Below are 25183 nucleotides of genomic sequence, written 5' to 3' on the forward strand. Positions count from 1 at the left end.
ACAAAATTGCCACTTTTGGTTCCTGGATTAGTGGTACCGCAAGAATGACAATGCGTCGCCTGTCCAATAATTTCTACAGCACAGCTTTTCTCTGGTTAAAAGGCATGCGCAGCGGACCCCTCCGGCACTGAAGCTCCAGCAAACGGACCCAGCTCAAGCAACCTTCAAGCTAATTTTTCAATGTCGTTATCGAATCAACTCAACTTCGCTGAGCGATCCTAATCTCTTGGGCTGAGATGCATCATGAGGCCGCATGTGAAAAACACCTCCAAGCATGACTCTCGCCGCCCCATGCGCCTTCGAATCCAAGTAACTCTCTAACTTATCAAATCCATCGCCCCCACTCAACTGCATGGAGGCGTGGGTTTCCACCACCAACATTGAGTCCTCATTCGGAAAAATTACAATCACACCTTCACTAGAAACACCCCAAGCAGTTATCATTATCCTACGACCGTCATAGAATTCTGGGTTCGAGAGAACCTGGATGTAAGTTGTCGCACAGTATGTTCGTGTTGGATCGTTTCCAACCAATGAGCATCTAACTCCATCCAGATCATCAGCCCCCTTCGATTTGCCAGAAACACCTGAACATGAAGATAAGAAAAATAGAACCATAGCGGAGACGGTTATCCTAATCATGGCAACCTTGTTATGTAATCTTTCGCGTTCAGCACATTGTCATCAGTGCGATCCGATGACATACCGATGAAGTCGAACTTTAAAATCCCCCTATCAGGGAGCGAAACGTAGGCATTAGCTTCGGCTGAGAGTGCCCGCTCCATATCACCACTAGTAGCGAAGCTACCGCGCCAGCCACGATTCCAGACTGCATTTCCTGATCCAGAGAAATTTCTGTTGGCGGGGTGTGTATGCACAATTGCAGTTCTAACGCCCGGCCCACGATATACCTGACCAGCCTCAACGCTATTGCTATCTCCAAGCCGGAAGCTAAAGACAGCGAACGGCTTATTGCCAGAGCCTAAATTCACAATGTCAGCACCCACCTCTCGCCCAGTAACCGCTGTCACCGGACGAGCGACTCCTGCAAAGGAGCGCGCGGAACCGGCTTCGCTTGATTGGTTGTTTGGCATATTGTTCAAGCGTCTAATGTACGCCTCCGGGCTCCGCTGCACGTCCTTCAACCGAGTTGAGCTTAGCCCAATAACGGTACTACCATTCACACAGGTACCGATTCTCGTTCCAATACAGGGCGCTCGGCCGTCAGGATCAGTGAACCTATAAGGATTACTATATGCGTATCGGTAGCGACTGAACATCATGACCGGACTGCCCAACGAATTCACAGGATCGATACTAAGAAAAAGCTCCTAGCTGTGGATCATAGTACCGCTGCTGCATGTAAGTCAGTCCAGTGGCTGCATCCTGCACATGCGCACTATATCCAGGCCCATCCGCTAATGCAGGGGTCAATTGCGCACAGCAGGTCTCCTACTCCTGTAAGCTCCCGGTAATCCCCCCGTTTTTAGCGAACAGCAGAAGTGGAGCTAAGCGGCGAGTGCCAGTTTCTGCATCGGTGTGATCCCTCCGAGCGCCATGTTCGGGCGCTCGTGGTTGTAGGTCCAGAGCCAGCGCGTGGCTTTGTCCTGCACTTGCTCGAGTGTCTCGAACAGGGTTCGGGCAAGCCAGGCGTAGCGGACGGTCCGGTTGTAGCGCTCAATGTAGGCTTTCTGCTGCGGCTTGCCCGGCCGGATGTGTTGGATCTGGATGCCCTGTCGCTCTGCCCAGGCGAGCAACGCGCCGCTGATGTACTCGGGACCGTTATCGCAGCGAATGATGCTCGGTTTTCCGCGCCACTCGATGATCTGCTCCAGGGAGCGGATCACGCGTGCCGACGGAGCGACAGGTCGACTTCGATCCCCAGCCCTTCGCGGTTGAAATCGTCCAGAACATTGAACAGCGGGAAGCTCCGACCGTCGCTGAGCTGGTCGTGCATGAAGTCCATCGACCAGACTTCGTTGATCACATCGGGCACCGCCAGCGGCTCGGGTTTCTCGCGCAACAGCCGCTTCTTCGGCTTGATCCACAGGTTCAACTCCAGCTCCCGATAGATCCGGTAGACCCGCTTGTGGTTCCAGCCGAAGCCCTTGACGTTCCGCAGATGCGGGAAGCACAGGCCGAAGCCCCAATCGCGATACGCCGTCGTCAGCCGCACCAGCCAGTCAGCGATGCGAGCGTTCTCCTCGCTCGCCTTCGCCTGATAGCGAAAGCACGTCTCACTGACCTCGAACGTCCGGCACGCATGCCGGATGCTCGTGCGGCCACCCTCGAGTGCCGATCGGGCCATCTCACGTGGAAGAGATGGCCTCACCACTTTTTTTTAAAGTGCTTCCTTGAGCAGATCAGCGCTGAGCTGAGCGTCGGCGTACATCTCCTTCAGCCGCCGGCTCTCCTCCTGGAGCTCCTTGAGCTGGAACATCATCGACGCGTCCATGCCGCCGAGCTTGCTGCGCCATTTGTAGAACGTGGCCGAGCTGATGCTGTGCTCGCGTCACAGCTCGGGTACCGGCGTGCCGGCCTCGGCCTGCTTGAGCACGGCGATGATCTGACTGTCGGTGAAGCGAGCCTTCTTCATGGAACCTCCTCAGGAAAGCGCACGAGAAAATTCCACTTCTGATGTCAGCTAATCTGCGGGGGATTACCGTCGCAGCGCGCCTTTGGTCAGATACCGACAGTGTCGCCGATCGGAGGAGGCTTATTCTGAGATTTCCTAAGGCCGCATAGGCCAAGGCTTGCTCCTTCATAACGTTACACCTGAGCGGGAAATCACTGGCTCATTACATATCATCATAATCCGCAGGCATGATCACTTTTCGTCACCCCTTCATGAGAGGCGTCACTCTTGTGCCTGCATGCCGCTGAAATCTCTGCTTCTGCCGCCGGGCGGGGAGGGAGGACACACCCTGCTAATGAGTCACACACCCACGAGTTGGTTCTCTGGCGTCCCGGACACATCATTGACTACCGCTGCTGATCTCGCACATCGACTCTGATGTCTTGAATTCCTTCCATACCACTGCGAGGTGAGACGACCCTCCCCGTCACCGGCGACAATAGGTCACCCAACCTGTCATTCTTTATACTGTCAAACGAATTCGCACGAAACCTTCCCCTCAGCCTGACTTTCTTATATCCAAACTCAGATAAAATCCCCTCCAACTGCTCGCGCGTACCCAATACCCGGATTGATCTTCCGTACTGCATATCAAGGTAGTCTTCTTCACTTGCAAACAGCGCCACCTGCCCACCATCCACCGCCAAGTATCCAATAATCCAAATCTCCTTACCGTCTGCCGCCAAAGGATAGGATGCCAAGCGGATGAAATCGGTAGGACAGAATTCCGCCCGCTCACGAGATAAACCACACACATGGCCACCCCAATCTCGTTGATTTCGCTCCTTAGCGGAGATTCCAGGGTCTAATTTTACTGAAGAACCCTCCTTAGATTCCTGACTGCAAGCAGCAATCCCTAATAAAATCATAGAAACAAAAATTGATTTTATCACCTTACTTTTCATTAGATAATATCTAATTGATGAGAATATCATTCTTCCAGCCTCGGCACGCTACTAATAATAACACCGCGCCCATTAAATCGGTATAATCCACCAGGATCAGACACGTAGCGCATTGGAGCAGAGCTAGAACCAAACCAATGAAGATCATTGCTACTAAATGGCGAATAACCTTTCGCCCCATTACTTAGTATCGGGTGAGTGTGAATTGTTGGCATTTCACTACCGAAGCCTCCTCGCACAGTATAGCCAAGCCCATCCCCTCCGAACTCGTGCCCAACGGCTATATCGACAAGATAGAACCCACTGCCGACCCTTCCACCATCGATCCCAGCTTCAATCTCGACGCCAAAACGAGAAGCTATGGGTTGGAAAACGTGCTCAAAAGTCCTGGAAGCAGCATCCTCGGAACTATGCTTTATCTCCCCAACGGTTCCTCTGACCGACCTTACCGCTCTATCAGCTGCATTAAAACGACTCTGCGCATTATTGGCATTGAAATTTCCGTTAGGCCAACCACTACCACCATCAGCCGGATTGACTTGAATGATGGAAGTATTGTTTCCTGCGCCTCCGCCACATATACGCGAACCCGTAGTCCTTTCACACATCCCGTCAGGATCAGAAAACTTGTAAGGATTGTTAGCCGCATATCGATATCGACTGAACCCAGCAAGCGGCCGCTCATACGCCGTAACAGGATCAACGCTGAGAAAGACGCTAATGCTGGGGTCGTAGTAACGCTGCTGCATATAAATCAGTCCTGTAGCGGCATCCTGCACGTGACCTGTGTATCCAGGCCCATCTGCCAATGCAGGGGTCAATTGCGCACCGTAGGGCTCGTACTCCCGTCGTTCCACCACGTTACCCGCCTCATCCGTTAGCGCGACGACACTGCCGAGTGAATCGGTATGCACATATCTGACAACGGTCTGTGCTGCCACTGGCGATGCGCAGATAGTGGCCAGAAGCAACATCGTGAAGATACGCATCTGGGACATGGTCACGTCTCATCATCCTTTGAGCTTCGTTTAAGACCCGACCCGGGAGTGTCGTCAACGGCAAGCGAACCTCCGTTGGAACCTCGGCGAGCCGCACAGTCATCGTTTACATTGCTCTGAGGCCGAGATGCCGGAACGTACGCTGTTGGCACCCAAAGGTGTAAGGCGCCCGAGCCTTGCATTGCCGGCCTCCGATTCACTCGGCGAATTACCAAGAACTGTGCATGGTCATCCCGGCCGAGCAACTGCATTAGGTGCGCTTGGCCTTGTAGCTTTCCCGCACCGGCGCTCACGGCCCTTGATCCGCACATCAGTAACCCCACTCGGAACAGCCCTGGGCGTGACACGCGGCCACTTGAAGCACCCCGGGACACAAGGCGTCCCAATTGAATCTCGTCCCTCCCGCCGTCTCGATAGTCCCGTCCAGATAGATCCTGTAGTAACTGGCGCCCGAGACCGGTCTCCACGTGATTCTGCACCAGTCTGGCCCTACCTGTTCCATTGAGATGCCCGTCGGGACACTTGGAACCGGAACAGGCCGTTTCACGACTATTGTTCTCTGCGTGGAGTAGGGACCACAGCCAGCGAAGTTGCACCCGCGAACACGATGTTCGTAAGTCCCGTCGGCACGGCCCGCAAAGGGCCAACTCAAGTCAGAGGGATTGCCCACACCAGTCCAGTTGCCGCCATTTACTCTCTGCTGGAGTTCGTACTTGGTTGCAGTGGCTACAGTCGTCCAACTCGCGGTGTAGTTACCGTCCTGACTGAGTGCCGGGAGCGACAGCGAAGGTGCACCTGTCGGAGCGAACGCGACCTGCGTGCTACCCACTGGCGAGTATCCGGTACAGCCGCCTGCGTTGCAGGCACGCACGCGATACTGGTAGGTACCAGCAGCCTTGTCGGCGAAGGCCTTGCTTGTCCCGGCGGCATTGTGCGCAAGCGTCCAGCTCCCTCCGTTAAGACGCTCTTGAAGTTCGTAGCGCGCCGCCGAAGCCACACTCCCCCAACTAACAGCAAAGCTTCCCGTGCTGTTGGTCGCCGGTGTAGAAATCGTCGGCGGGGTCGTCGGCGGGAGCGTAACCACAACGGTCTTCTCAGCAGAGAACGCGCTACAGCCGGCTTCGTTGCACGCTCTGACGCGATACCCCCAACTTCCACTACTCCTACCAGTGACCGCAGCGCCCAAACCAGACGCCGGGAGTGCACTCCACGCGCCACTTCCCAAGCGTTCATGCAGCTCATACGTCGCAGCAGTGGAGACGCTCACCCAGCTCACCGAATAAGTCCCGGTACTGTTGGCCGCAGGCGCCGTCAAAGTGGTAGACACGGGAGGGTAGAGCACAAGGACTGTGACACCTTGCGACCAGGCGCCGCAGCCGGCGTCATTGCACGCCCTGACTCGATAGTTCCAGTTGCCCGCCGCTCTCCCCGCTGCAGAATATGTACGCTCCGATGCAGTGGACAACGTACTCCATTCAGCCGCGCCACCTTTCTGCTCCTGCAACTCATATCGCGTCGCCGCTGCTTGCGCAGTCCAACTGACGATGAAAGCACCATTCAAGCCTGTTGCAGGCGCGGTGAGTACCGGCGAGCCATTCGGCGGCAGGAGTACCGTCACAGACCGCTCAACACTCCAGCTACCGCACGCCGTGGCGCTGCACGCGCGCACCTGATAGCTCCAGATGCCGGCGCTCTTGCCGGATAGCGACTTGCTTACGCCACCTGCATTGTGAATGACGCTCCAGCCGCCACTGTTCACCCGCTCTCGAAGCTGGTAGCTGGTCGCGACGGCCGCCACCGTCCAACTGACCACGTACGCACCTGTCGCGCTGGATCCAGGCGCCGTCAGTACCGGAGTAGAGAGCGCGATGGCGTTTTCCACTTGTGCAAGAAGACTTCCATTGAGATAGACGTAATCGATTGTCTTACCGCTTCTCTCGTCGCGCTGAAAGCGTAGGGCACCATCAAGGCCATAAATCGAATAGATCTTCTGCCCATCCCTTGAAGAGAGCACCCGGCGATTATGGGCATCGTAACGATACTGCTCCGCACCAGAGACCTCTCGCAATCTATTCCCGTGATCGAAATCGTAGATCACACCATTCCGATTAGCGAGATTCCCTCGCGGGTCGTACCCCATGCCGATGACGGTCCCACCACTCGTGGCGTTAGTGACGTTGGTCAGGCGATTCCTGCCGTCGTAGACATAAGCATGGTTCCTCAGCTTAGTCCCGCTAGTCACGCGCCCACTCTTGATGTTGTCCAGGACATCGTATGAGTACATCGCGACGCCGAACATCGGCGAATCCACTCTTGTCAGGCGATCCAATGCGTCATACGCCATGGAGCGATCTCCACGACTTCCTGCACGACCGTCGCTGATCGCCACGACGTTCCCATGGCCATCGTAGTCGTATCCATCATTCAGAGCGGAATTCGCGGAGCACGCGCCTCCAGAGAAATCGCAACTGGTGTCAGGCAAACCCCGCGCATTCTGGCTCAGGCTATGCGTAATGCCATTTCCGTAGACGAACTGCCTCATCCCTCCGTTTGGAAAGTAACTGACACCCGTGGCGTATATGCCAGATCGAGTGGCCTGCCCCAATGCATTCGGGGCGTAGTCGGTCGCAACCCCACCCGGCGTCACATGCCCCGCAAGATGACCTTGTGCATCGTACTGGTAGGTTACGACCCACAGATGAGCATCAATACCGAAGGCCTCCGATTCCAGAAGCCGTCGCTTGTTGTAGGTGTAAGCGTTGGTCACGACTGCGCCGACGCCGCCGTTATCGGTGGACACCGTGGCCGGAAGACCATCCTTCGTATAAGTCCACGCCTGGTTGCCTCTTCCGTCCGGGAAGCTCAGAGTGCGAAGCCGATTTCGGCTGTCGTATGTCCGCGTGATTCTTTGCGCTGCCGGAATGCTCTCGAGACCGCAACTCGAAGGATCTACATCCTCGACCCCTGACTTACTCCACAGCACGTTACCCACCCCGTCGTAATCAGTGACAGTGACTCCAGACTCCGGATCAATTGACTTGCACAATAGCTGACCGGAATTGTAAACATAACGTCTCGTCAGCGCCGTCGCACCCGTTCCATTTCGCCGCGTAATCGAAATGGGCTTTCCAAACACATCACGTGAAATATCGGTAAAGGCGCCGGCAGGATGAGAGATAGCAATCGGGAAATCAGTTGACGGCCTGTCCCACGCGAGATAGTTTGTCGTCACTCTGGCTGTCGTGCCTTTCGGAGGAGTAACCCGAGTCTTGAAGCCCGCGACGTATTCTGTCGCTGTGTTGAGCGGACCCAGCTCGGAATCTGCGGTCTCCTGAACAACGCGCCCCAACCCGTCGTAGAACGTCCAGGCTCCCGAGCTCAGTGTATCAACCGCCCCGGGATATGATGCAAAGGTGACTCGACCCTCATGGTCGTAGGTAAAACGACTGAATCGCTGCGTGCCAGCAGGATCACGGCTATCATACTCGCGAACAACCACTGGCCGAAGCAGTCCGTCCAGGTAGCTGACCCTCTGTCCGTAACCATTGGTGACGGTGTGCCGCCAATGCCCCGCCTGTACACCGTACTCAGCAGTCATGACGTAGTCATAGGCGTGCGAGGTGCTTGACCATTCAACTGTGTCCGCAGCAGGGTAATCGATCCGCTTCAGACGCCCTATCGCATCGTAACTGTAGCTGTGGACGAAGCCATTCTCGTCCGTGACCGAGGTGACCCATCCCGAGTCATTTACCCTCGCCGACCAAGCTGTGCCGCTCGGGGCTTCAGGAGTCGCAGGATACGCGACCGACTGAGGATAACCGCGCTTCCAACCCGTCACTGTTGTGGTCTTGTTATTCCCATCCGTTATCGTCCTGATGGTCCCTCGCTGTCCACTTGCCACGGACGATGCAGTATCGTAGCCGAGCGACTGCACAGTTCGCCCGAAGCGCTTCATCACAAGAGGAACAGCCCAGTTAGCGTCGTAACTCGTTTCCGAAGCGACTGAACTTGCGCCGCCGTTGCATCCCGAAGCTTCAGGCGTTGAACTGACACAGGTGACCTTGGCCACCTGCCCCATTACCCATCTTTTCGTATTATCCGAGTAATAAGTCTCTTCCTTGCGCGCCGGACTCCCCGGGAGGGAGCTCGACAACTTCGCTCGCAACGCCCGAGCAAAATAGTCGAAACTCTCGACATCTCGAGAGAAGGTAACTCCCTGCTGGACAATGGCGGTGCGTTTGATTGGTCGAATATAGAGCGTCGATTCATCGTCGACTGCAGCCGACGATCCATACATGCTGGGGAACGGCGCGCTCGTCGCCTCGACATTCGTCATGTATGTATTGATCTCAGAGCGCAACACTTCGTCAGCTGCTGTCTTGACCCGCATGCCTAGCAATCTGCCGCTATTGTCGCCGTACCGAATCCCGAAGATATGCTCCTGCTTGGCACCATCAGGCTGCGTCACGACGACCAGCTTCTCGCCTGGGCACGTCATACAGGGGATCCTGCCCTCCGTACGACCGCCCTCGCGTGAGTACGCGTACTGCCACTGCATTGGCGGCAGGCCCGGACCGAAGATTCTCTTCTTGTCTAATGCATACAGATCATAGTGATCCGGAACACCCAGCGTATAGCTACCATCACCGCGAAGCCAACACGCGTTGGCTGGTGTACCACTGCGGTACTGCCTCATGTAGGAGAAGTCGAACACCCCTGTCGCACCCCCGGGATGTTTGATAGTCAAGCTGAAGTCATTCGGGTAGAACGCGGGCGGCTCGCACATATGCGAGGCACCATCCCATTGCTGGTACCTTGGATTCAACCCACCACTTCCGGAGTTTCCCAAGCCATATTGATAGCTCCACCTCGAACTGTCAGGCAGTATCACCTGCGATAACAGAGGAAAGCGGCGCATTCCAGCGGGGACGAGGTCCCTACTGTATGTGTACTTCCACTCCCGGCCATCAGCTACAACGCTGGAGATCTGATTTCCATCATACGCGATGGAGATAGATCTCCCATCGCTTGCATGGATACCCGTCAGTCTATCCCCCGAGTAGAGATAATCAACCCAGTTCCCATATCGGTCCTCGACGCGACTGGCCATCAGGTAGACTTTTACTCTCGCAAGCCTGCCTCCTGACGCATCTTGCATAACACCGGCGCCTCTCTCTAGGCCGATGTCAAAGAAGTATCGGTTCCCTTGGGTGTCTACGGCAACAAAGCCCTCTCCCGGGTAACCATTCTTCGTGCTCTGCGTGCAGCTGAAGCGGTGAAGATTTCTCGTACCCCAGAGGTAGGTCTTGCCGTCAGTAGGCACTGAGGCGCTTCCCGGCGGTAAGTACAGGACTTCGCCACCGTCCCCGTTGGGAAGATGCATGTGCACGCCTGACCAGATGTCAGAGACCTCGAAGGCAGAGCTGATCCTGGGGGACCAGAGACTTGAACATCGCGCCGTCGAGCCATTATCCGAAACATTCCATTTTGAACTGCCATCGAATGTACCTGACAGGTATGGAACATCGATCTCCCAGTTACCAAAGCCTCCAAGAGGCTCGACCTCCTTGAACGACTCCACATTGAACCTGCGACGGAGCTGCACAGGCAAGCCATTGCTCCCCGGAATCGCAACGTCAGTGACAGCGAACTCGCTCGAACCGTTGTAGAGATTGACAGAATCGCCGAAGAGGTCGGATCCAAGCGGCGCTACCTGGTCCGAGACGGAGAGGCGCTTGACGTACTCCAAGTGCGGCGTCAAAGGGGAGTCGCTCTGCGCATGCGCTTGGCCCCAGCCAAGTGCGACCAATAAGAATAGTGTCAGCCCGGTCTTTGACCTCATGCCCGCCCCCTAGCGTGCTTCTTCAACAAAATAATCGCCGACGCTGAATCGGATATCCGTCAACCCAATCTACTTTCCGACCAGCGAGTTCCCCGCAGATCGCTTTCGGTTCGCCATTCGGCATCCAACCGATCGAGCCCGACCCATACAAGAAGGGGCAGACATTGCGGGCAATGCCCACCCTCATTGGTTGATTAAACTCCCCAAGGCATGCTGCAAGTTGCGGTGATCCGAAACGCCCCCAAGAAAATCACCCATTCGTGCACGATGCATTGTCGCAAGCTAGCATGAGCCCGCCGTCTCGTCTGTAGGAATAGTCCTACACAGAGACACGAATGGCGGCGCGACGTCCAACCTACAATCCCCAGGAGCCTCGTGAACTCCGTGAGTCATCGAAGTAACCAGCTCAACCCGGCTCTCATCGCAGCTGCGCTTACTGTTGCGATTCATGTACTGATTGGATGGAGCCTTCTCAATCGCAGCACAACAGGCCAGTCCCATTCCGCGAGCGAGGAGCACGCCATCTACGTCGAGTTCATGACGTCCGTATCGAGAACGAACATGAGCCACTCCTACGACGCTGATTCAGACGACGACGGCTCTCGAGATGTGTCATTTCAGTCAGAGGCAGCGGTTTCTGAAGCGCTTGACGTGGAGCAAGGTTCCGAATCAGACAGATTGCTCTCAAGTAGCGGAGGTGCGGAGGCTTCTACACCGGAGGGCATCCACAACGGGACAACCGGACCCAGCATTGAGACCGGCATGCGCAGCACCGACGACTTTCAGCAGGAAACCGTGGCGTCTTACCATGCCGCTATTCGACAAAGGATCACCGAAGTCTTTGCTGCCCTTTACGGCGTCGATCTGCCACACGGCTGCGCGCTCGACCTCACGCTCGGCGCGGAGGGTTCTGTACTGGAGGCGACCACTTCTGGTGGATGCAAAGCCCCCCCCGAAATTGAAGACCAATTGGCCGCTGCAGCACTCATGGCCCAGCCGCTCCCATACCAAGGCTATGAAGCGGTGTTCAAACCGGCTATGACCTTGCGGCTGGATGAAGAGAGTGATGACGATTACTAATCGAGCTGATGGGTACTGACGTAACGACCGTCTTGCCTTCGTCGTCTAAAGGCACCCGATACTTATCGCGTACAACTGCCGATATCTGCGGAGACATGCTCTAGGAAGTCAGTCAGCGGGTGCTGGTCACTGCGGCGGAAATGCAGCAGCAGTCGGCATTGCGTCTACAAAGCCCAAGGGACACCTTCGATGGCCCTGCAGCGGTCAAAGTTTCCGCAAAACAAGGAAGCCGAGCCGCCAGCCGTTACGGCGCCCGGCGTCTTTCACCAACTACTGCTAATGCGCGTCCATGCGCTTTCCAGAGACCAACCTCGATCCGATTCCAACGGATTGATCGGTCAAACCCCAACCGGATTCGCCTTCTCCGGATCGATCTTATACAGCTTGATCGCCCGGGCCACATCCTTGCCGGTCATCTTGCCGTCCTTCGCCAGCGCGTCGATCGCCGCCTGGGCGATGTAGTAGCGGTCCACCTCGAAGTGGCGGCGGAGGTTGGCGCGGGTGTCGGAGCGGCCGAAGCCGTCAGTGCCGAGCACGGTGTAGGTGTGCGGCACGAAGGCGCGGATCTGGTCGGCGAAGGCGCGTACGTAGTCCGTCGCGGCGATCACCGGGCCCTGGCGGGCTTCCAGTTGTTCGGTCACGTAGGGCTTGCGGCGGGTCTTGGCTTCGGGGTTGAAGCGGTTCCAGCGTTCGGCGTCGAAGCCGTCGCGGCGCAGCTCGGTGAAGCTGGGGCAGGACCAGATGTCGGCGGTCACGCCGAAGTCCTTGTCCAGCAGTTCGGCGGCGGCGATGACTTCGCGCAGGATGGTGCCCGAGCCCAGGAGCTGGACGTGGGGGAGGTTGGAGGCCTTCTTTTTGCCCCCACCCGAAGCGGCGGGGCCGCTTCGACCTCCCCCGCTGGCGGGGGAGGTGGCCGACGTGTCAGCCGTGCTGGAGAGCAGGTACATGCCCTTGATGATGCCCTCGGCGGCCTCGGGGGTGACGGCCGGGTGCGGGTAGTTCTCGTTCATCAGGGTGATGTAGAAGTACTCGTCGCGCTGTTCGTCGAGCATGCGCTGCATGCCGTACTGCAGGATCACCGCCACCTCACCGGCGAAGGTGGGGTCGTAGCTGCGGCAGTTGGGAATGGCGCCCGAGAGCAGGTGGCTGTGGCCGTCTTCGTGCTGCAGGCCTTCGCCGTTGAGCGTGGTGCGCCCCGCGGTGGCGCCCAGCAGGAAGCCGCGGGCGCGCATGTCGGCCGCCTGCCAGGCGGCGTCGCCGATGCGCTGGAAGCCGAACATCGAGTAGTAGATGTAGAACGGCAGCATCGGCAGGTCGTTGGTGCTGTAGCTGGTGGCCGCGGCCATCCAGCTGGCGAACGCGCCGGCTTCGGTGATGCCCTCTTCCAGCACCTGGCCGGCCGCGTCTTCGCGGTAGTACATCAGCTGGTCGCGGTCCACGGGCTTGTACTTCTGGCCCTGCGGGGCGTAGATGCCCAGCTGGCGGAACAGGCCTTCCATGCCGAAGGTGCGGGCTTCGTCGGCGACGATCGGCACTACGCGCGGGCCCACCTGCTTGTCGCGCAGGATCACCGAGAGCGACTGCACGAAGGCCATCGTGGTGCTGATCTCGCGCTCGCCGGTGTCCTGCATCAGGCGGTCGAACACCTTGAGCTCGGGCGCCTTGAGGCTTTCGGTGCTCTTGCGGCGGCGCTGCGGCAGGAAGCCGCCCAGCTTTTCGCGGCGCTCGAGCAGGTACTGCACTTCCTCCGAATCCTTGCCAGGGTGGAAGAACGGGATGTCGCCGTCCTTGAGCGCGGCGTCGGAGACCGGGATCTTGAAGCGGTCGCGGAACGTGCGCACCGCGTCGTCATCGAGCTTCTTGGTGTTGTGGGTCGGGTTGAGCGCCTCGCCTGCGCTGCCGAGGCCGTAGCCCTTGACGGTCTTGGCCAGGATCACCGTGGGCTGGCCCTTGGTGTCCATCGCGTTCTGGTAGGCGGCGAAGACCTTGTGCGGGTCGTGGCCGCCGCGGTTGAGGCGCCAGATGTCGTCGTCGCTGAGGTTGGCGACGAGGTTGGCGGTCTCGGGGTACTTGCCGAAGAAGTGCTCGCGCGTATACGCGCCACCGAAGGCCTTGCAGTTCTGGTACTCGCCGTCGACGGTCTCCATCATCAGCTTCTTGAGCATGCCGTCCTTATCCTTGGCCAGCAGCGGGTCCCAGTAGCTACCCCAGATCGTTTTGACGACATTCCAACCGGCGCCGCGGAACTGGCCTTCCAGCTCCTGGATGATCTTGCCGTTACCGCGCACCGGGCCGTCGAGGCGCTGCAGGTTGCAGTTGATCACGAACACCAGGTTGTCCAGGCCTTCGCGGCCGGCCACCGAGATCGCGCCCAGGCTCTCGGGCTCGTCGGTCTCGCCGTCGCCCAGGAAGCACCAGACCTTGCGGTCGGTGCGCGGCATCAGGCCGCGGGCTTCGAGGTACTTCCAGTTGCGGGCCTGGTAGATGGCCGCGATCGGGCCCAGACCCATCGAGACGGTCGGCAGCTGCCAGTAGTCGGGCATCAGCCAGGGGTGCGGGTAGGACGAGACGCCCTTGCCGTCGACTTCCATGCGGAAGTGGTCGATCTGCTCTTCGCTGATGCGGCCTTCCAGGAACGAGCGGGCGTAGATGCCCGGCGAGCTGTGGCCCTGGGTGCAGATCAGATCCCCGGGGTGATCGGCTGAAGGCGCGCGGAAGAAGTGGTTGAAGCCCACGTCGTAGAGCGTGGCGCTGGAGGCGAAGCTGGCCAGGTGGCCGCCCAGGTCGCCGGGCTTGCGGTTGGCGCGCACGACCATCGCCATCGCGTTCCAGCGGATGATCGAGCGGATGCGCCATTCCAGGTCGCTGTTGCCCGGCATCTTCGGCTCGAGGTGGGCCGGGATGGTGTTGACGTATTCGGTGGTCGGCGCGAACGGCAGGTGGGCACCGGCGCGGCGGGTCAGCTCGACCATGTTCTCGAGCAGTTGGTGCGCGCGCTCGGGGCCGCCGACGTCGATGACCGCCTTGAGCGACTCGATCCACTCGCGGGTCTCGGTCGGATCGGGGTCGTTCTGCAGGACGTCGTTCAACCAGTTCATCAGATGTGCTCCAGCGCGGCGCGCGCGGCCGCGTGCAAGGGGTCGTTGTCGAACGGTCGATTCTAACAGGCGCGTTCCGCCCGGCGGGCCGGTCCGCAGGCGGCGGACAGCGCGTTCCAGCGGTGCACCTGGCCCGGTCCGGGCGGCCGGGCCGCGCAGCCATTGCCCGATTGCGGGCGGCCCGGCCGTCCGCCATGATCCCGTGTTCAGGGGAGGATGCGGCATGATGGCGCCCCCCGCCCGCGCCCGAGCCCATCCCGATGCCCCATACCGCCTCGCGTTCCAGCCGTTGGCAGTTGCCTGCGCTCGGGGTGGCGATCGTGCTGATCGTGGTCGGCCCATTCCTGATCATGCGCGCGGCGATCGGCGAGGCCGAGGACGCCACGGTCGAGGTGGTGCACACGCGCGAGGTGCAGACCCTGGTGCAGGCGATCTCGGCCGACGCGCGCAGCCTGGAGGCGGCGGCGATCGCGCTGACCCGCGGCATCGATTCGCCGCTGCTGCGCGAGCGCATCCGCGATGCGCGCGAGCGGATCATGCCCAATGTGGCCGCGGTGCTGGAACTGACCCGGGACAACCCGGCGCAGCAGGCGCGGCTGGGCGCGCTGCGCAACATGCTCGAGCAGCGTCTGGCGCGGATCGACAAGGTGATCGATGCCGAGCAGGCGGCGACCAATCGGCAGATCGACGAGATGATCGTGCTTTACCCGATCCAGCGGCTGGTGACCGAGGCGGTGGCCGAGGAAGAGGTACTGCTGCTGGACCGCAAGGCCGCGGCCGCGCGCGCCAACCGCGATGCCGAGCTGTCGAGCTGGGTGGCGATGGTGGTGCAGTTGCTGCTGCTGGCCGCCGCCATTTACTTCGCGCTGCGCCAGCAGACCGGCCGCGTGGCCGCCGAGCGGCAGGCGCTGAGCGCGAGCGGCCGGGCGCTGGCGGTGCTCGACAGCGTGCGCGAGCCGATCGTGCTGGTCGACAAGCAGCAGCGGGTGGTGATGCACAACGCCGCGTTCGCCGAGCTCTACGGCGTGGACGACGACGCCCGCGGCCATGCGCTGGCCGAGATCGGCGACGGCGCCTGGCAGGACGCCGAGACCATACGCCGGCTGCACGACGTGCTGGCCCGCAACCGCGAGCTGTGGGATTACCGGCTGAGCCAGGCGACGGTCGACGGGGTGGAGCGCACGATGCTGCTCAATGCCCGGCGCATGCCGCTGCCCGACCGCGACGATGCGGTGGCGTTGATCACTGCGTCCGACGTGACCGCGCAGAGCATCAGCGAGCGGCAGATCCGCGAGCTCAACCAGCAGTTGGAAGGCAAGATCGAGCAGGTCTCCGACGTCAACCGCGAGCTGGAGGCCTTCAGCTATTCGGTCTCCCACGATCTGCGTGCGCCGCTGCGGCACATCGCCGGCTTCGCCGACAAGCTCGGCCGCCATCTGGGCGAGAACATCGACGAGAAGAGCAGCCACTACCTCAATGTCATCGGCGGTTCGGCGCGGCGCATGTCCACGCTGATCGACGATCTGCTGGTGTACTCGCGCCTGGGTCGCAGTGCATTGCGGCTGCAGAGCGTGGACCTACAGACGATGGTGGCCGATGCGCGCGCGATGCTCGACAGCAACGCGAAGGCCGAGAAGCCCGACCACCGGATCGAGTGGACGATCGCGCCGCTGCCGATCGTGGTCGGCGACGAGAACATGCTGCGGCAGGTGTGGTTGAACCTGCTGGGCAATGCGGTCAAGTACAGCAGCGGCAGCGAACCTGCGACGGTCGAGGTCACCTGCCGGCGGCTGGACGACGGCGGCTACGAGTTCTCGGTCCGCGATAACGGCGCGGGCTTCGACATGCAGTACGCGGGCAAGCTGTTCGGCGTGTTCCAGCGCCTGCATTCGGCCAGCGAGTTCCCCGGCACCGGCGTCGGGCTGGCCAGCGTGCGGCGCGTGCTCGGCCGCCACGGCGGGCGGATCTGGGCCGAGTCGGCCCCGGGCCAGGGCGCCTCGTTCTTCTTCACCCTTCCCGCCTCCGCCCAGGAGCCGGGCCTTCTGTCCTCACCAGGAAAACAGCAATGAGCGAAATCCGCACCATCCTTCTCGCCGAGGACAGCCCGCACGATGCCGAGATGGCGATCGATGCGCTGCGCGAGGCCAATCTCGCCAACCCGATCGTGCATGTCGAGGACGGCGTCGAGGCGGTGGACTACCTGTTCCGCCGCGGCAAGTTCGCCGACCGCGCCGAGGGCGACCCGGCGGTGCTGCTGCTCGACATCAAGATGCCGCGCATGGACGGCCTGGAAGTGCTCAAGCAGCTGCGTGACCACGAGACGCTCAAGCGCATGCCGGTGGTGATCCTGTCGTCCTCGCGCGAGGAAAGCGACCTGGCCCGCAGCTGGGACCTGGGCGTGAACGCGTACGTGGTCAAGCCGGTCGATGTCGACCAGTTCTTCGACGCGGTACGCACGCTGGGCAAGTTCTGGGCCGTGCTCAACGAAGTGCCCGAGGAAGAGTGAGCCCGCATGGCGGACGATGAGGGACATGGCGCGCGGGCTGGACGCCTGCGCGTGCTGATCGTCGACGATTCGCGCGACGATGCCGAACTGGCCGAACTGGCCCTGCGCGACGCGGGGCTGGCGGTCGAGACCCGACGGGTCCACGGCGAGGCGGCGCTGGTGGAAGCGCTGGAGGCCTTCGCCCCGCGCGTGGTGCTGTCGGACGTCAACCTGCCCGGGTTCTCGGGCGCCGAGGCGCTGGCGCTCACCCGGCAGCTGCGCCCGGGCGTGCCCGTGGTGTTCATGACCGGCTCGGCCTACGGCCTGCCGGGCGACGAATTGCCCGAGGGCGATGCGCTGGTCCACAAGGACCAGCTCGACCGCCTGCCGGCCACGCTGGCCCAGGTGCTGGCGGCGGGGGACGGCGAGGCGGAATGAGGGCGGTGGGATTGGGGCGAACGCCCCTTGCCCCCACCCGGCACGCGGCGCGTGCCGACCTCCCCCGCGATGCGGGAGAGGTGACTGATCGCGCGACGCGGTTAGCTCCTTCCCCCGCCTGCGGGGGAAGGCTGGGATGGGGGCGCTTTCTGCGCGGCGCTGGTCAAGCAGCATTCCGCTGAAGCCCCCGGCCCCCACCCGGCACGCGGCGCGTGCCGACCTCCCCCGCGATGCGGGGGAGGCAACTGATCGCGCGACGCACTTGGCGCCCTCCCCCGCGATGTGGGAGAGGTGACTGATCGCGATACCGCGGGCGGGCGCAGTGGCTTTGGGCAAGTCATGTCACCGGATGCGTGCCGTGACGGCAGGGCGCGAACAGATCCAGATCGGCCGCATAGGCCTGCGTGCGTACATCGAAGGCGCCGAGCACCAAATGGAACAGCGCGTCGTGGCTTGTGGGCTGCGTGGCGCGCGCGCGTAGGCACTGCAGGTCCAGGCCCAGGTCACCGGCAAGGCCCGAGGAGACCCAGGCCACCATCGGCACGCGCAACTGCTGCGCCGGCGCGATCGGGTACGGCGCGCCGTGCAGGTACAGGCCGTACTCGCCAAGCGACTCGCCGTGGTCGGAGACGTACAGCAGCGCCGCATCGTGGCTGTCCTGCTGCTGCACGATGTCGAGTGCGCGCCCCAGGAACGCGTCCGTGTAGCGAATCGCATTGTCGTAGGCGTTGGCGATCTGCTCGGGTGTGCAGCGGCTCAGTTCGGCGGTGTGGCATGCCGGCTTGAAGACATCATGGGCAGGCGGATAGCGCTCGAAGTAGTTCGGGCCGTGGTTGCCCAGCTGATGCAGGACCACCACAAGATCCCCGGGCACGGCATCGATGCGCGCGCGCAGGCCTGACAGCAGGATGTCGTCCAGGCACCGGTCGCCGTTGCACAGCGTCGGCGCATCGGTGGGCTGCATGCGTTCGATGCCGGTGCCGTCGCACACGCCTTTGCAGCCCGACTGGTTGTCGCGCCAGCGCACTTGCACACCCGCGCGCGCGAGGACGTCGAGCAGCGACTCGTGGGCGCGAATGGCGGCCTTGTCGTAATGCCGTCGGCCGTAGGGCGAGAACATGCAGGGCAACGACACCTCGGTGCTGGTGCCGCAGGCTTCGACGTTGCTGAAGTTCACCACCTCGCGCCGTGCGAGTTCCGGTGTCGTCTGCCGCCTGTATCCGTTGAGGCCCCAGTTCTGCGCGCGCACGGTCTCGCCGATCACAAGCACCAGCAGACGCGGTTTCTCGCCGGGTGCGCGCATCGCGCGCGCGGCATCGGCCGCAACGGTCAGACGCTGGCCGGCAGGAGGATCGGGCGCCTGGGTGAGTGCGCGTACGGTGGAGACGACCAGATTGCCGGGCGTGATGCGATACCGCAGTGCGTGGTCGCTGCGCATCAGCGCGAAGATGCCCTGCGAAGACAGCAACACAGCCAGCGTTGCCAGCAGCGCCATCGCGCCCAGGAACAAAGCGCGTGCCGCGCATGCCTGCCGCCATGGACGCGACGCAATCCGCACCCAGGCCAGCACCAGCAGTGGCGGACCGGCCTGCAACAGCACGTGCAAAACCAGCCATGGCGACAACATCTCGCGGCTCTCGGCTGGATCGGTGTGCAGCACGTTGAGCATCATCTCCACGTCGAACAACACCGCGTAGTGGCGCATGTAGAAGGTGCCCACGGCGGTGGCGACGACCAGCACGGCGAGCAGCGGGCGCAACATGGGCCCGATCGCGAACACACCCAGCAGCAGCGCATGCAACGCGAACACCGCGACTGCCAGCGACGCGAGCAGCCCCGGTGAGGCGCCGTCGTGGACGGCCGACTGCCAGAAGGCGGCGTTGCAGATCGCGACGAAGTACAGGCAGGTGCCGGCGAGCAGGGTTTCCGGCGCGACCTGCGGTCGCACCCACCATCCGCTGCGCTGCGTCAGTGCGGCCGGTGCACGGCAAGGGCGCGCGCTCACCCGTGGGCCTTGCGTACAGCGCGCGACGGACCCGGTGCAGGCGAACCGCTGTCGGTCTCGCCGAGCTGGGCATGCAGACACAGCCGCGCCAGCGCGGCCGCGACCAGCCAGCACAGCGTCAGCGACCACAGATCGTGCGAAAGGAAATGCGCGCCGCGCATCTGTTGCACGCCACCGAAGCTCAGGCCGAGCACCAGGCCGACAGCCAGCGCCAGGTGTCGCCAGCGTCGCAGCGCAGGGCCCGCGGCACTGCACGCGAAGTAGGCGGCCACCCATGCATAGCCAGCAGACGCGTGCGCGGCCGGGAAGCATGCGGCCTTCCCCATCGACGCAGGACGGGGCGCAAACGCCGGCAACCACGGACGCGTCCCGCCGTAACGCTGCAGGTCCCAAGGGCAATCGATGCCGGTGTGCGCCTTGAGCGAGGCCACCAGCAGACAGGCCAGCGGGACCGCGGCCAGCAGGTATCCCAGTGGCGCGCGCCACCGGTGCGGCAACACGCCGGACCAACTCAGCCCCCACGCGGCGGCGACCAACAGCCAGCATCCGATGCTCAAGTGGCGCCCGCCCGTGTGCATCAACCCTTCGCTCCACCACGCGTCACGGGCGGCCCATACCCCGCCCTGCCAGGCATACAGCCGGTCTGCCCACCACGCGTCGACGTCGAGCACGGCCATCGCGGCGGTGAGCACACACGCGACGACGACCACGCCTAGCAGCGCCGGCGCGCGTGTCCACTGCGCGGCACTCACAGCACGCAGATCCAGACCGCGGCGTGCAGCAACAGGCTCAGTGTGACCGCGGCCGAACCGGCGTCCTTGGCCTTGCCGCTGAGCGCATGCCAGTCACTGCCCACACGATCGACGACCGCCTCGATCGCTGTGTTGAGCAGTTCGACGACCCATATCAGTCCCAGGGTGACCACAAGCAGTGCGCGCGCCACCGACGACAGGTCGAGCGCGGCGATGAGCACCAGCAACGGCACCGACAGCAGCAGCTCCTGGCGGAAGGCCGCCTCGGTCCGCCACGTCGCGACGAGACCTCGCCAGGAATGTCCGGCTGCCCGCAGGAGGCGGGTCGCACCGGTGAAAGGAACAGAAGACATCGACCAATTCCGCCGGGGAGCCGCCCCGGCTTGCGCGGCGCAGCATCGGCGGCGCCACGTCGGAACGCGGTCGGAGAGAAGTTACTCGCGGATTAAGGCATCGACGCAGGCGCCGGCCGAGTGCACGCGGTTCAGGGTTTGGCGCCGCTGCGTCGGGCCGCACGACGCCGCGGCGTGTGCGATGGGGAGGTGCTTGATTGTGCGATGTGCGTGCCGACTTTCCCCGCAGTACGGGGGAGGTGCCTGATCGCGCGGTGCATTTGGCTCCTTCCCCCGCTCGCGGGGGAAGGCTGGGATGGGGCGCTTTCTGCGCTGTTACTCGCGAAGCTTTACTCCGCTGAAAGCCCATGCCCCCACCCCGCCCGCGCCGCGGACCGACCACCCCCCCGGTGCGGGGGAGGTGCTTGATTGTGCGATGTGCGTGCCAACCTCCCTCGCGGGGCGGGGGAGGTGATTGGTTGCGCAATGTGCGTGCCCACTTTCCCCGCAGTACGCGTGAGGTGACTGATCGCGCGGTGCGTTTGGCGCCTTCCCCCGCTCGCGGGGGAAGGCTGGGATGGGGGCGCTTTCTGCGCTGTTACTCGCGAAGCTTCACTCCGCTGAAAGCCTATGCCCCCACCCGGCACGCGACACGTGCCGACCTCCCCCGCGGTGCGGGGGAGGTGACTGATTGTGCGATGTGCGTGTCGACCTCCTCCGCAATGCGGGGGAGGTGAACTGCCGGTCAGGCGCCCTGTTGCTGGGCCTTGCGGATCTGGGCGTCGACGGCGGCGATGGCGGTCATGTTGACCACGCGGCGCGGGGTCGCCGAGGGCGTGAGGATATGGGCGGGCTTGTTGACGCCCATCAGGATCGGGCCCAAGGCCACGCCGCCGGTCATCACGCGGATCATGTTGTAGGTGATGTTGGCCGCGTCGATGTTCGGGAACACGAACAGGTTGGCGCGGCCGCTGAGCGTGGTGTCGGGCAGCATGCGGCGACGCAGGGATTCGTCCCAGGCGGTGTCGCCCATCATTTCGCCGTCGCACTCGAGCCGCGGGGCGCGGCGCGCGAGGATCTCGCGCACTTCGCGCATCTTGCGGGCGCTGGGGTCGTCGTGACTGCCGAAGTTGGAGTGCGAGAGCAGCGCGATCTTCGGCTCGATGCCGAACAGCTTCAGGCGGTAGGCGGCCTGGATGGTGCTCTCGGCGATCTGCTCGGCGGTCGGGTCGGGCTGGACGTGGGTGTCGACGAAGAACCACAGGCCCTGGTCGTTGACCACGCCGGTCATCGCCGAGGTGCTCTGCAGGCCCGGGTCGAGCGACAGCACGCTGCGCACGTAGCCGAGCTTCTTGTGGAAGCGGCCGACGATGCCGGTGATCATTGCGTCGGCCTCCCCGCGCTCGACCATGATCGCGGCGATCAGCGTCGGGCGCGAGCGCAGCAGGTTCTTGGCCGAGTCGGGGGTGACGCCGCGGCGCGAGGTCATGGCGTGGTAGTGCTGCCAGTACTCGTTGAAGCGCGGGTCGTCGTTGATGTTGGTCAGTTCGAAGTCGCGGCCGGCGACCAGGCGCAGGCCCAGGCGCTTGATGCGCATGTCGATGACATCGGGACGGCCGATCAGGATCGGGGTCGCCAGGCCTTCGTCGACGACGGTCTGCACCGCGCGCAGCACGATTTCTTCCTCACCCTCGGCGTAGACCACGCGCTGGCGGTCACCGCGGGCGCGATCGTAGACCGGCTTCATGACCAGGCCGGTGCGGTGAATGAACTGGCCGAGCTTTTCGCGGTAGGCGTCCATGTCCTCGATCGGGCGCAGCGCCACGCCCGACGCCATCGCGGCCTGGGCGACGGCCGGGGCGACGATGGTCAGCAGCCGCGGGTCGAACGGGCGCGGGATGATGTATTCGGCGCCGAAGCTGGGGATTTCCTCGCCGTACGCGGTGCCCAGGTCGCTGGCCTCTTCCTTGGCGAGCTGTGCGATGGCGTACACGCAGGCGAGCTTCATCGCCTCGTTGATGCCGGTGGCGCCCACGTCCAGGGCGCCGCGGAAGATGTAGGGGAAGCAGACCGCGTTGTTGACCTGGTTGGGGTAGTCCGAGCGGCCGGTGGCGATGATCGCGTCCGGACGCACGCGCTTGGCGTCCTCGGGCATGATCTCGGGGTACGGGTTGGCCAGCGCCAGAATCACCGGGTTGGGCGCCATCGTGGCGACCATCTCGGGCTTGAGGATGCCGCCGGCCGACAGGCCGAGGAACACGTCGGCGCCGGCGACGATCTCGGCCAGCGAGCGCGCAGGCGTGTCGCGCGCGTAGCGCGCCTTGGCAGGGTCGAGGTCGGTACGGCCGGTGTGGATCACGCCGTCGCGGTCGAAGGCGAGGATGTTCTCGGGCTTCAGGCCCAGCGCGACGAGCATGTCCAGGCAGGCGATGCCGGCCGCGCCGGCACCGGTGGTCGCCAGCTTGACGTCCTCGATGCGCTTGCCGGCCACTTCCAGCGCGTTGACGATGGCCGCGCCGACGATGATCGCGGTGCCGTGCTGGTCGTCGTGGAACACCGGGATCTTCAGCCGCTCGCGCAGCTTGCGCTCGACGATGAAGCACTCCGGCGCCTTGATGTCCTCAAGGTTGATGCCGCCGAAGGTCGGCTCGAGGCTGGCGATGATCTCCACCAGCTTGTCGGGGTCGCGCTCGTCGACCTCGATGTCGAACACGTCGACGCCGGCGAACTTCTTGAACAGCACGCCCTTGCCTTCCATGACCGGCTTGCCGGCCAGCGCGCCGATGTCGCCCAGGCCCAGCACCGCGGTGCCGTTGCTGATGACCGCGACCAGGTTGCCGCGCGCGGTCAGCTCGCTGGCGGCGTTGGGGTCCTTGACGATCTCCTCGCAGGCGTAGGCCACCCCGGGCGAGTAGGCCAGGGCGAGATCGCGCTGGGTCAGCATCGGCTTGGTCGCGCTGACGGTGATCTTGCCGGGCGGCGACAGGCGGTGATAGTCGAGGGCGGCCTGGCGGAAATCGTCGTTGGACATCAGATTGGTCTTGGCTGTTAAGGAAGCGGGGGCAGGCCCGTGATTCTACCCCCCGCGACCGCGTCGGACCCGACGCGGGCGGATGGTGCGCATCGCGCAGGTCAGAACACGACCTGGGCGCGGACGTTGACGGTGTTGCCCGAGTCCGGACCGCGATAGCTGCCGACCTGGTTGTCGGTGGTCCAGTGCACATAGTTGAGCATCAGCCGCGACCAGTTGTTGAGGTACCAGTTCACGCCCAGGGTCCAGGCGTCGCCCTCGCCGCCGCGACGGGCGTCGGTGAAGTCGAAGCGGTCGAAGCGCGCGGCCAGTTCCCAGGCGCCGATGCCGCCGTCGGTGACCGGTCGTGCGACGCGAGTGGTGCCCCAGACGCCGGAGCGGGCGCTGAAGCCGGGCTTTTCGCCGGTGAGCAGCCAGCCGGCGTAGACCGAGGTCGCCTTCTGGGTGAAGTCGTCGGCGGTGCGCGAGGCGATGGTGCGCTCGGCGTATTCGGCGAACGCCCAGCCGCTGCGCCAGGTGCCGCCGAGCTCGGCGCCCCAGATGGTCTCGTGGCTGACACCGGCGATCGAGCTGGCGGACACGCGCACGTTGTCGTTGAAGCTCGAGGCGATGCGCGGGACCTTGTTGATGCTGGTCACGTCGCTGCCGAAGTCCTCGTACACGGCCCAGCCGCCCAGGTGCAAGAAGCCCTGCGCGCGCTTGATCGGGTTCCAGTGCACGCGCGTGGTGACGGTCTGCGAGTCGCTCTGCGCGCCGGCGTTGCCGATGTCGTCGCCGGTGAAGCCCAGGCTGTAGTGCCAGTTCTGGCCGATGAGCTTCATCTGCGCGCCCAGGCCGAAGTAGCCGCTGTTGGGCGCGCCGATCGAGGCGACCGCATTGCGCTCCATGAAGGGCGTGCGGGTGAGCGTGGTGCTCGAATCGATCGCGCGGTCCTTGAGCTTGTTGCCGATGTAGAACTCGGCCGGCAGGTTGCCCAGGCGCGTGTCCCACGACAGATAGGCGTCCTTGATGCTGACGTCGTTATCGGCGAAGTCGGCGTCGATCTTGTAGCCGAGCGCACCGATGGTGCCTTCGGCGCCCAGGCGCACCTGGCGCATCTCGGTGCCGCCGATGTTGCGATCGGCGAACTTTGATCCGTTGGTCGACGACCAATCCATCATCACCCGGCCGCGCGGGTGGAAGGTGAAGCTGCGGTCGCCGTTGCGGAACTCCGGCCCGCCGCGGCGCCAGCTGGTGTTGCCGCCGCCGGTGCCGCCGCTGGCGGCCAGCTGTGCGACCTGCGCCTGCAGGATCGCCAGGTCGTCCTGGCGGGTGTCGGCGACGGCCGCGGCGACTTGCGCGTCGGTCGTGGACGCAGCCGCGGGCGCCGTGGCCACGGCGGTCGTCGGCCGATCGGCCTCGAGCGCGGCCAGGCGCGCGTTGAGCTGTTCGAGCTGGGCGGCCTGGGCCTGCAGCATCTGGGCCTGCTGCTCGACGAGCGTCCGCAGCGCGGCCTCGTCCTGGGCGGTGGCGTCGAAGGCGGCCGTGCCGAGGGCAAGGCCGATGGCGGCAGCGAGTGCCGCAAAGCGCAATGAATGCATGT

At 62.8% G+C, this 25183-nt stretch carries 14 protein-coding genes and 1 pseudogene; 4 read left to right on the plus strand and 11 right to left on the minus strand.

Annotated features, from left to right (window positions below; translation table 11 throughout):
• Window positions 1–638: 638 nt before the first annotated feature.
• The 5 genes and pseudogenes from ABE488_RS12910 to ABE488_RS12930 all read right to left on the minus strand — a co-directional run bounded on the left by ABE488_RS12910 (window position 639) and on the right by ABE488_RS12930 (window position 9006).
• Window positions 639–1103: a hypothetical protein gene (locus ABE488_RS12910; protein ID WP_346448750.1), complete on the minus strand. Its 465-nt coding sequence runs from the start codon at window positions 1101–1103 to the stop codon at window positions 639–641.
• 405 nt (window positions 1104–1508) lie between these two features.
• Window positions 1509–2596: pseudogene (locus tag ABE488_RS12915) on the minus strand (IS3 family transposase).
• Window positions 2597–2982: 386 nt separating this feature from the next.
• Window positions 2983–3540 carry a hypothetical protein gene (locus tag ABE488_RS12920; RefSeq protein WP_346448752.1) on the minus strand — a complete coding sequence of 186 codons (558 nt, stop codon included), beginning with the start codon at window positions 3538–3540 and terminating at the stop codon, window positions 2983–2985.
• A gap of 26 nt (window positions 3541–3566) precedes the next feature.
• A complete protein-coding gene (locus ABE488_RS12925; RefSeq protein WP_346448754.1) occupies window positions 3567–4538 on the minus strand; it encodes an RHS repeat-associated core domain-containing protein in 972 nt (323 codons plus the stop codon).
• 310 nt (window positions 4539–4848) lie between these two features.
• Window positions 4849–9006 carry a hypothetical protein gene (locus tag ABE488_RS12930; RefSeq protein ID WP_346448756.1) on the minus strand — a complete coding sequence of 1386 codons (4158 nt, stop codon included), beginning with the start codon at window positions 9004–9006 and terminating at the stop codon, window positions 4849–4851.
• Between the two features lie 1935 nt (window positions 9007–10941).
• On the opposite strand from ABE488_RS12930, the gene ABE488_RS12935 reads away from it, so the two are divergent.
• Window positions 10942–11460, plus strand: coding sequence for a hypothetical protein (locus tag ABE488_RS12935; protein WP_346448757.1), 519 nt, complete (start codon window positions 10942–10944; stop codon window positions 11458–11460).
• A 338-nt stretch (window positions 11461–11798) separates the two neighbouring features.
• Here ABE488_RS12935 and aceE read toward each other — a convergent pair whose 3' ends face one another.
• Window positions 11799–14558 carry a pyruvate dehydrogenase (acetyl-transferring), homodimeric type gene (gene aceE / locus ABE488_RS12940; protein WP_346448759.1) on the minus strand — a complete coding sequence of 920 codons (2760 nt, stop codon included), beginning with the start codon at window positions 14556–14558 and terminating at the stop codon, window positions 11799–11801.
• A 260-nt stretch (window positions 14559–14818) separates the two neighbouring features.
• On the opposite strand from aceE, the gene ABE488_RS12945 reads away from it, so the two are divergent.
• The 3 genes from ABE488_RS12945 to ABE488_RS12955 are packed head-to-tail and all read left to right on the plus strand — an operon-like array spanning window position 14819 to window position 17481.
• A complete protein-coding gene (locus tag ABE488_RS12945; RefSeq protein ID WP_346448761.1) occupies window positions 14819–16627 on the plus strand; it encodes an ATP-binding protein in 1809 nt (602 codons plus the stop codon).
• On the plus strand, window positions 16624–17064 hold the full coding sequence (locus ABE488_RS12950) for a response regulator (protein ID WP_241944399.1): 441 nt from the start codon (window positions 16624–16626) through the stop codon (window positions 17062–17064). The genes ABE488_RS12945 and ABE488_RS12950 overlap by 4 nt, the downstream gene beginning before the upstream one ends.
• A gap of 6 nt (window positions 17065–17070) precedes the next feature.
• Window positions 17071–17481, plus strand: a complete 411-nt coding sequence (locus ABE488_RS12955) for a response regulator (protein ID WP_346448762.1) — start codon at window positions 17071–17073, stop codon at window positions 17479–17481.
• 337 nt (window positions 17482–17818) lie between these two features.
• Here the strand turns inward: ABE488_RS12955 and ABE488_RS12960 are convergent, their stop codons facing one another.
• From ABE488_RS12960 to ABE488_RS12980, 5 genes are all read right to left on the minus strand, one after another.
• Window positions 17819–19429, minus strand: a complete 1611-nt coding sequence (locus ABE488_RS12960) for a phosphoethanolamine--lipid A transferase (RefSeq protein WP_346448764.1) — start codon at window positions 19427–19429, stop codon at window positions 17819–17821.
• 53 nt (window positions 19430–19482) lie between these two features.
• Entirely contained in the window at window positions 19483–20238 is a 756-nt protein-coding gene (locus ABE488_RS12965; protein ID WP_346445484.1) for a phosphatase PAP2 family protein, read from the minus strand.
• Window positions 20235–20591, minus strand: coding sequence for a diacylglycerol kinase (locus ABE488_RS12970; protein WP_346448766.1), 357 nt, complete (start codon window positions 20589–20591; stop codon window positions 20235–20237). The genes ABE488_RS12965 and ABE488_RS12970 overlap by 4 nt, the downstream gene beginning before the upstream one ends.
• A gap of 724 nt (window positions 20592–21315) precedes the next feature.
• Window positions 21316–23601, minus strand: coding sequence for an NADP-dependent malic enzyme (locus ABE488_RS12975; RefSeq protein WP_346445482.1), 2286 nt, complete (start codon window positions 23599–23601; stop codon window positions 21316–21318).
• Between the two features lie 101 nt (window positions 23602–23702).
• Window positions 23703–25181, minus strand: a complete 1479-nt coding sequence (locus tag ABE488_RS12980) for a porin (protein ID WP_346445481.1) — start codon at window positions 25179–25181, stop codon at window positions 23703–23705.
• Between the last annotated feature and the right edge of the window lie 2 nt (window positions 25182–25183).

The sequence above is a fragment of the Luteimonas sp. TWI662 genome, from assembly GCF_039673825.1.
In the GTDB taxonomy this organism is placed as follows: domain Bacteria; phylum Pseudomonadota; class Gammaproteobacteria; order Xanthomonadales; family Xanthomonadaceae; genus Luteimonas.

Bases quoted from the DNA above. Each gene is read 5' to 3' on its own strand.
- ABE488_RS12935 (WP_346448757.1), top strand. From the start codon at position 10,942: ATGAGCCACTCCTACGACGCTGATTCAGACGACGACGGCTCTCGAGAT.
- ABE488_RS12955 (WP_346448762.1), top strand. From the start codon at position 17,071: ATGGCGGACGATGAGGGACATGGCGCGCGGGCTGGACGCCTGCGCGTG.
- ABE488_RS12920 (WP_346448752.1), bottom strand. From the start codon at position 3,540: ATGAAAAGTAAGGTGATAAAATCAATTTTTGTTTCTATGATTTTATTA.
- ABE488_RS12970 (WP_346448766.1), bottom strand. From the start codon at position 20,591: ATGTCTTCTGTTCCTTTCACCGGTGCGACCCGCCTCCTGCGGGCAGCC.
- ABE488_RS12925 (WP_346448754.1), bottom strand. From the start codon at position 4,538: ATGTCCCAGATGCGTATCTTCACGATGTTGCTTCTGGCCACTATCTGC.
- ABE488_RS12980 (WP_346445481.1), bottom strand. From the start codon at position 25,181: ATGCATTCATTGCGCTTTGCGGCACTCGCTGCCGCCATCGGCCTTGCC.
- ABE488_RS12975 (WP_346445482.1), bottom strand. From the start codon at position 23,601: ATGTCCAACGACGATTTCCGCCAGGCCGCCCTCGACTATCACCGCCTG.
- ABE488_RS12950 (WP_241944399.1), top strand. From the start codon at position 16,624: ATGAGCGAAATCCGCACCATCCTTCTCGCCGAGGACAGCCCGCACGAT.
- aceE (WP_346448759.1), bottom strand. From the start codon at position 14,558: ATGAACTGGTTGAACGACGTCCTGCAGAACGACCCCGATCCGACCGAG.
- ABE488_RS12945 (WP_346448761.1), top strand. From the start codon at position 14,819: ATGCCCCATACCGCCTCGCGTTCCAGCCGTTGGCAGTTGCCTGCGCTC.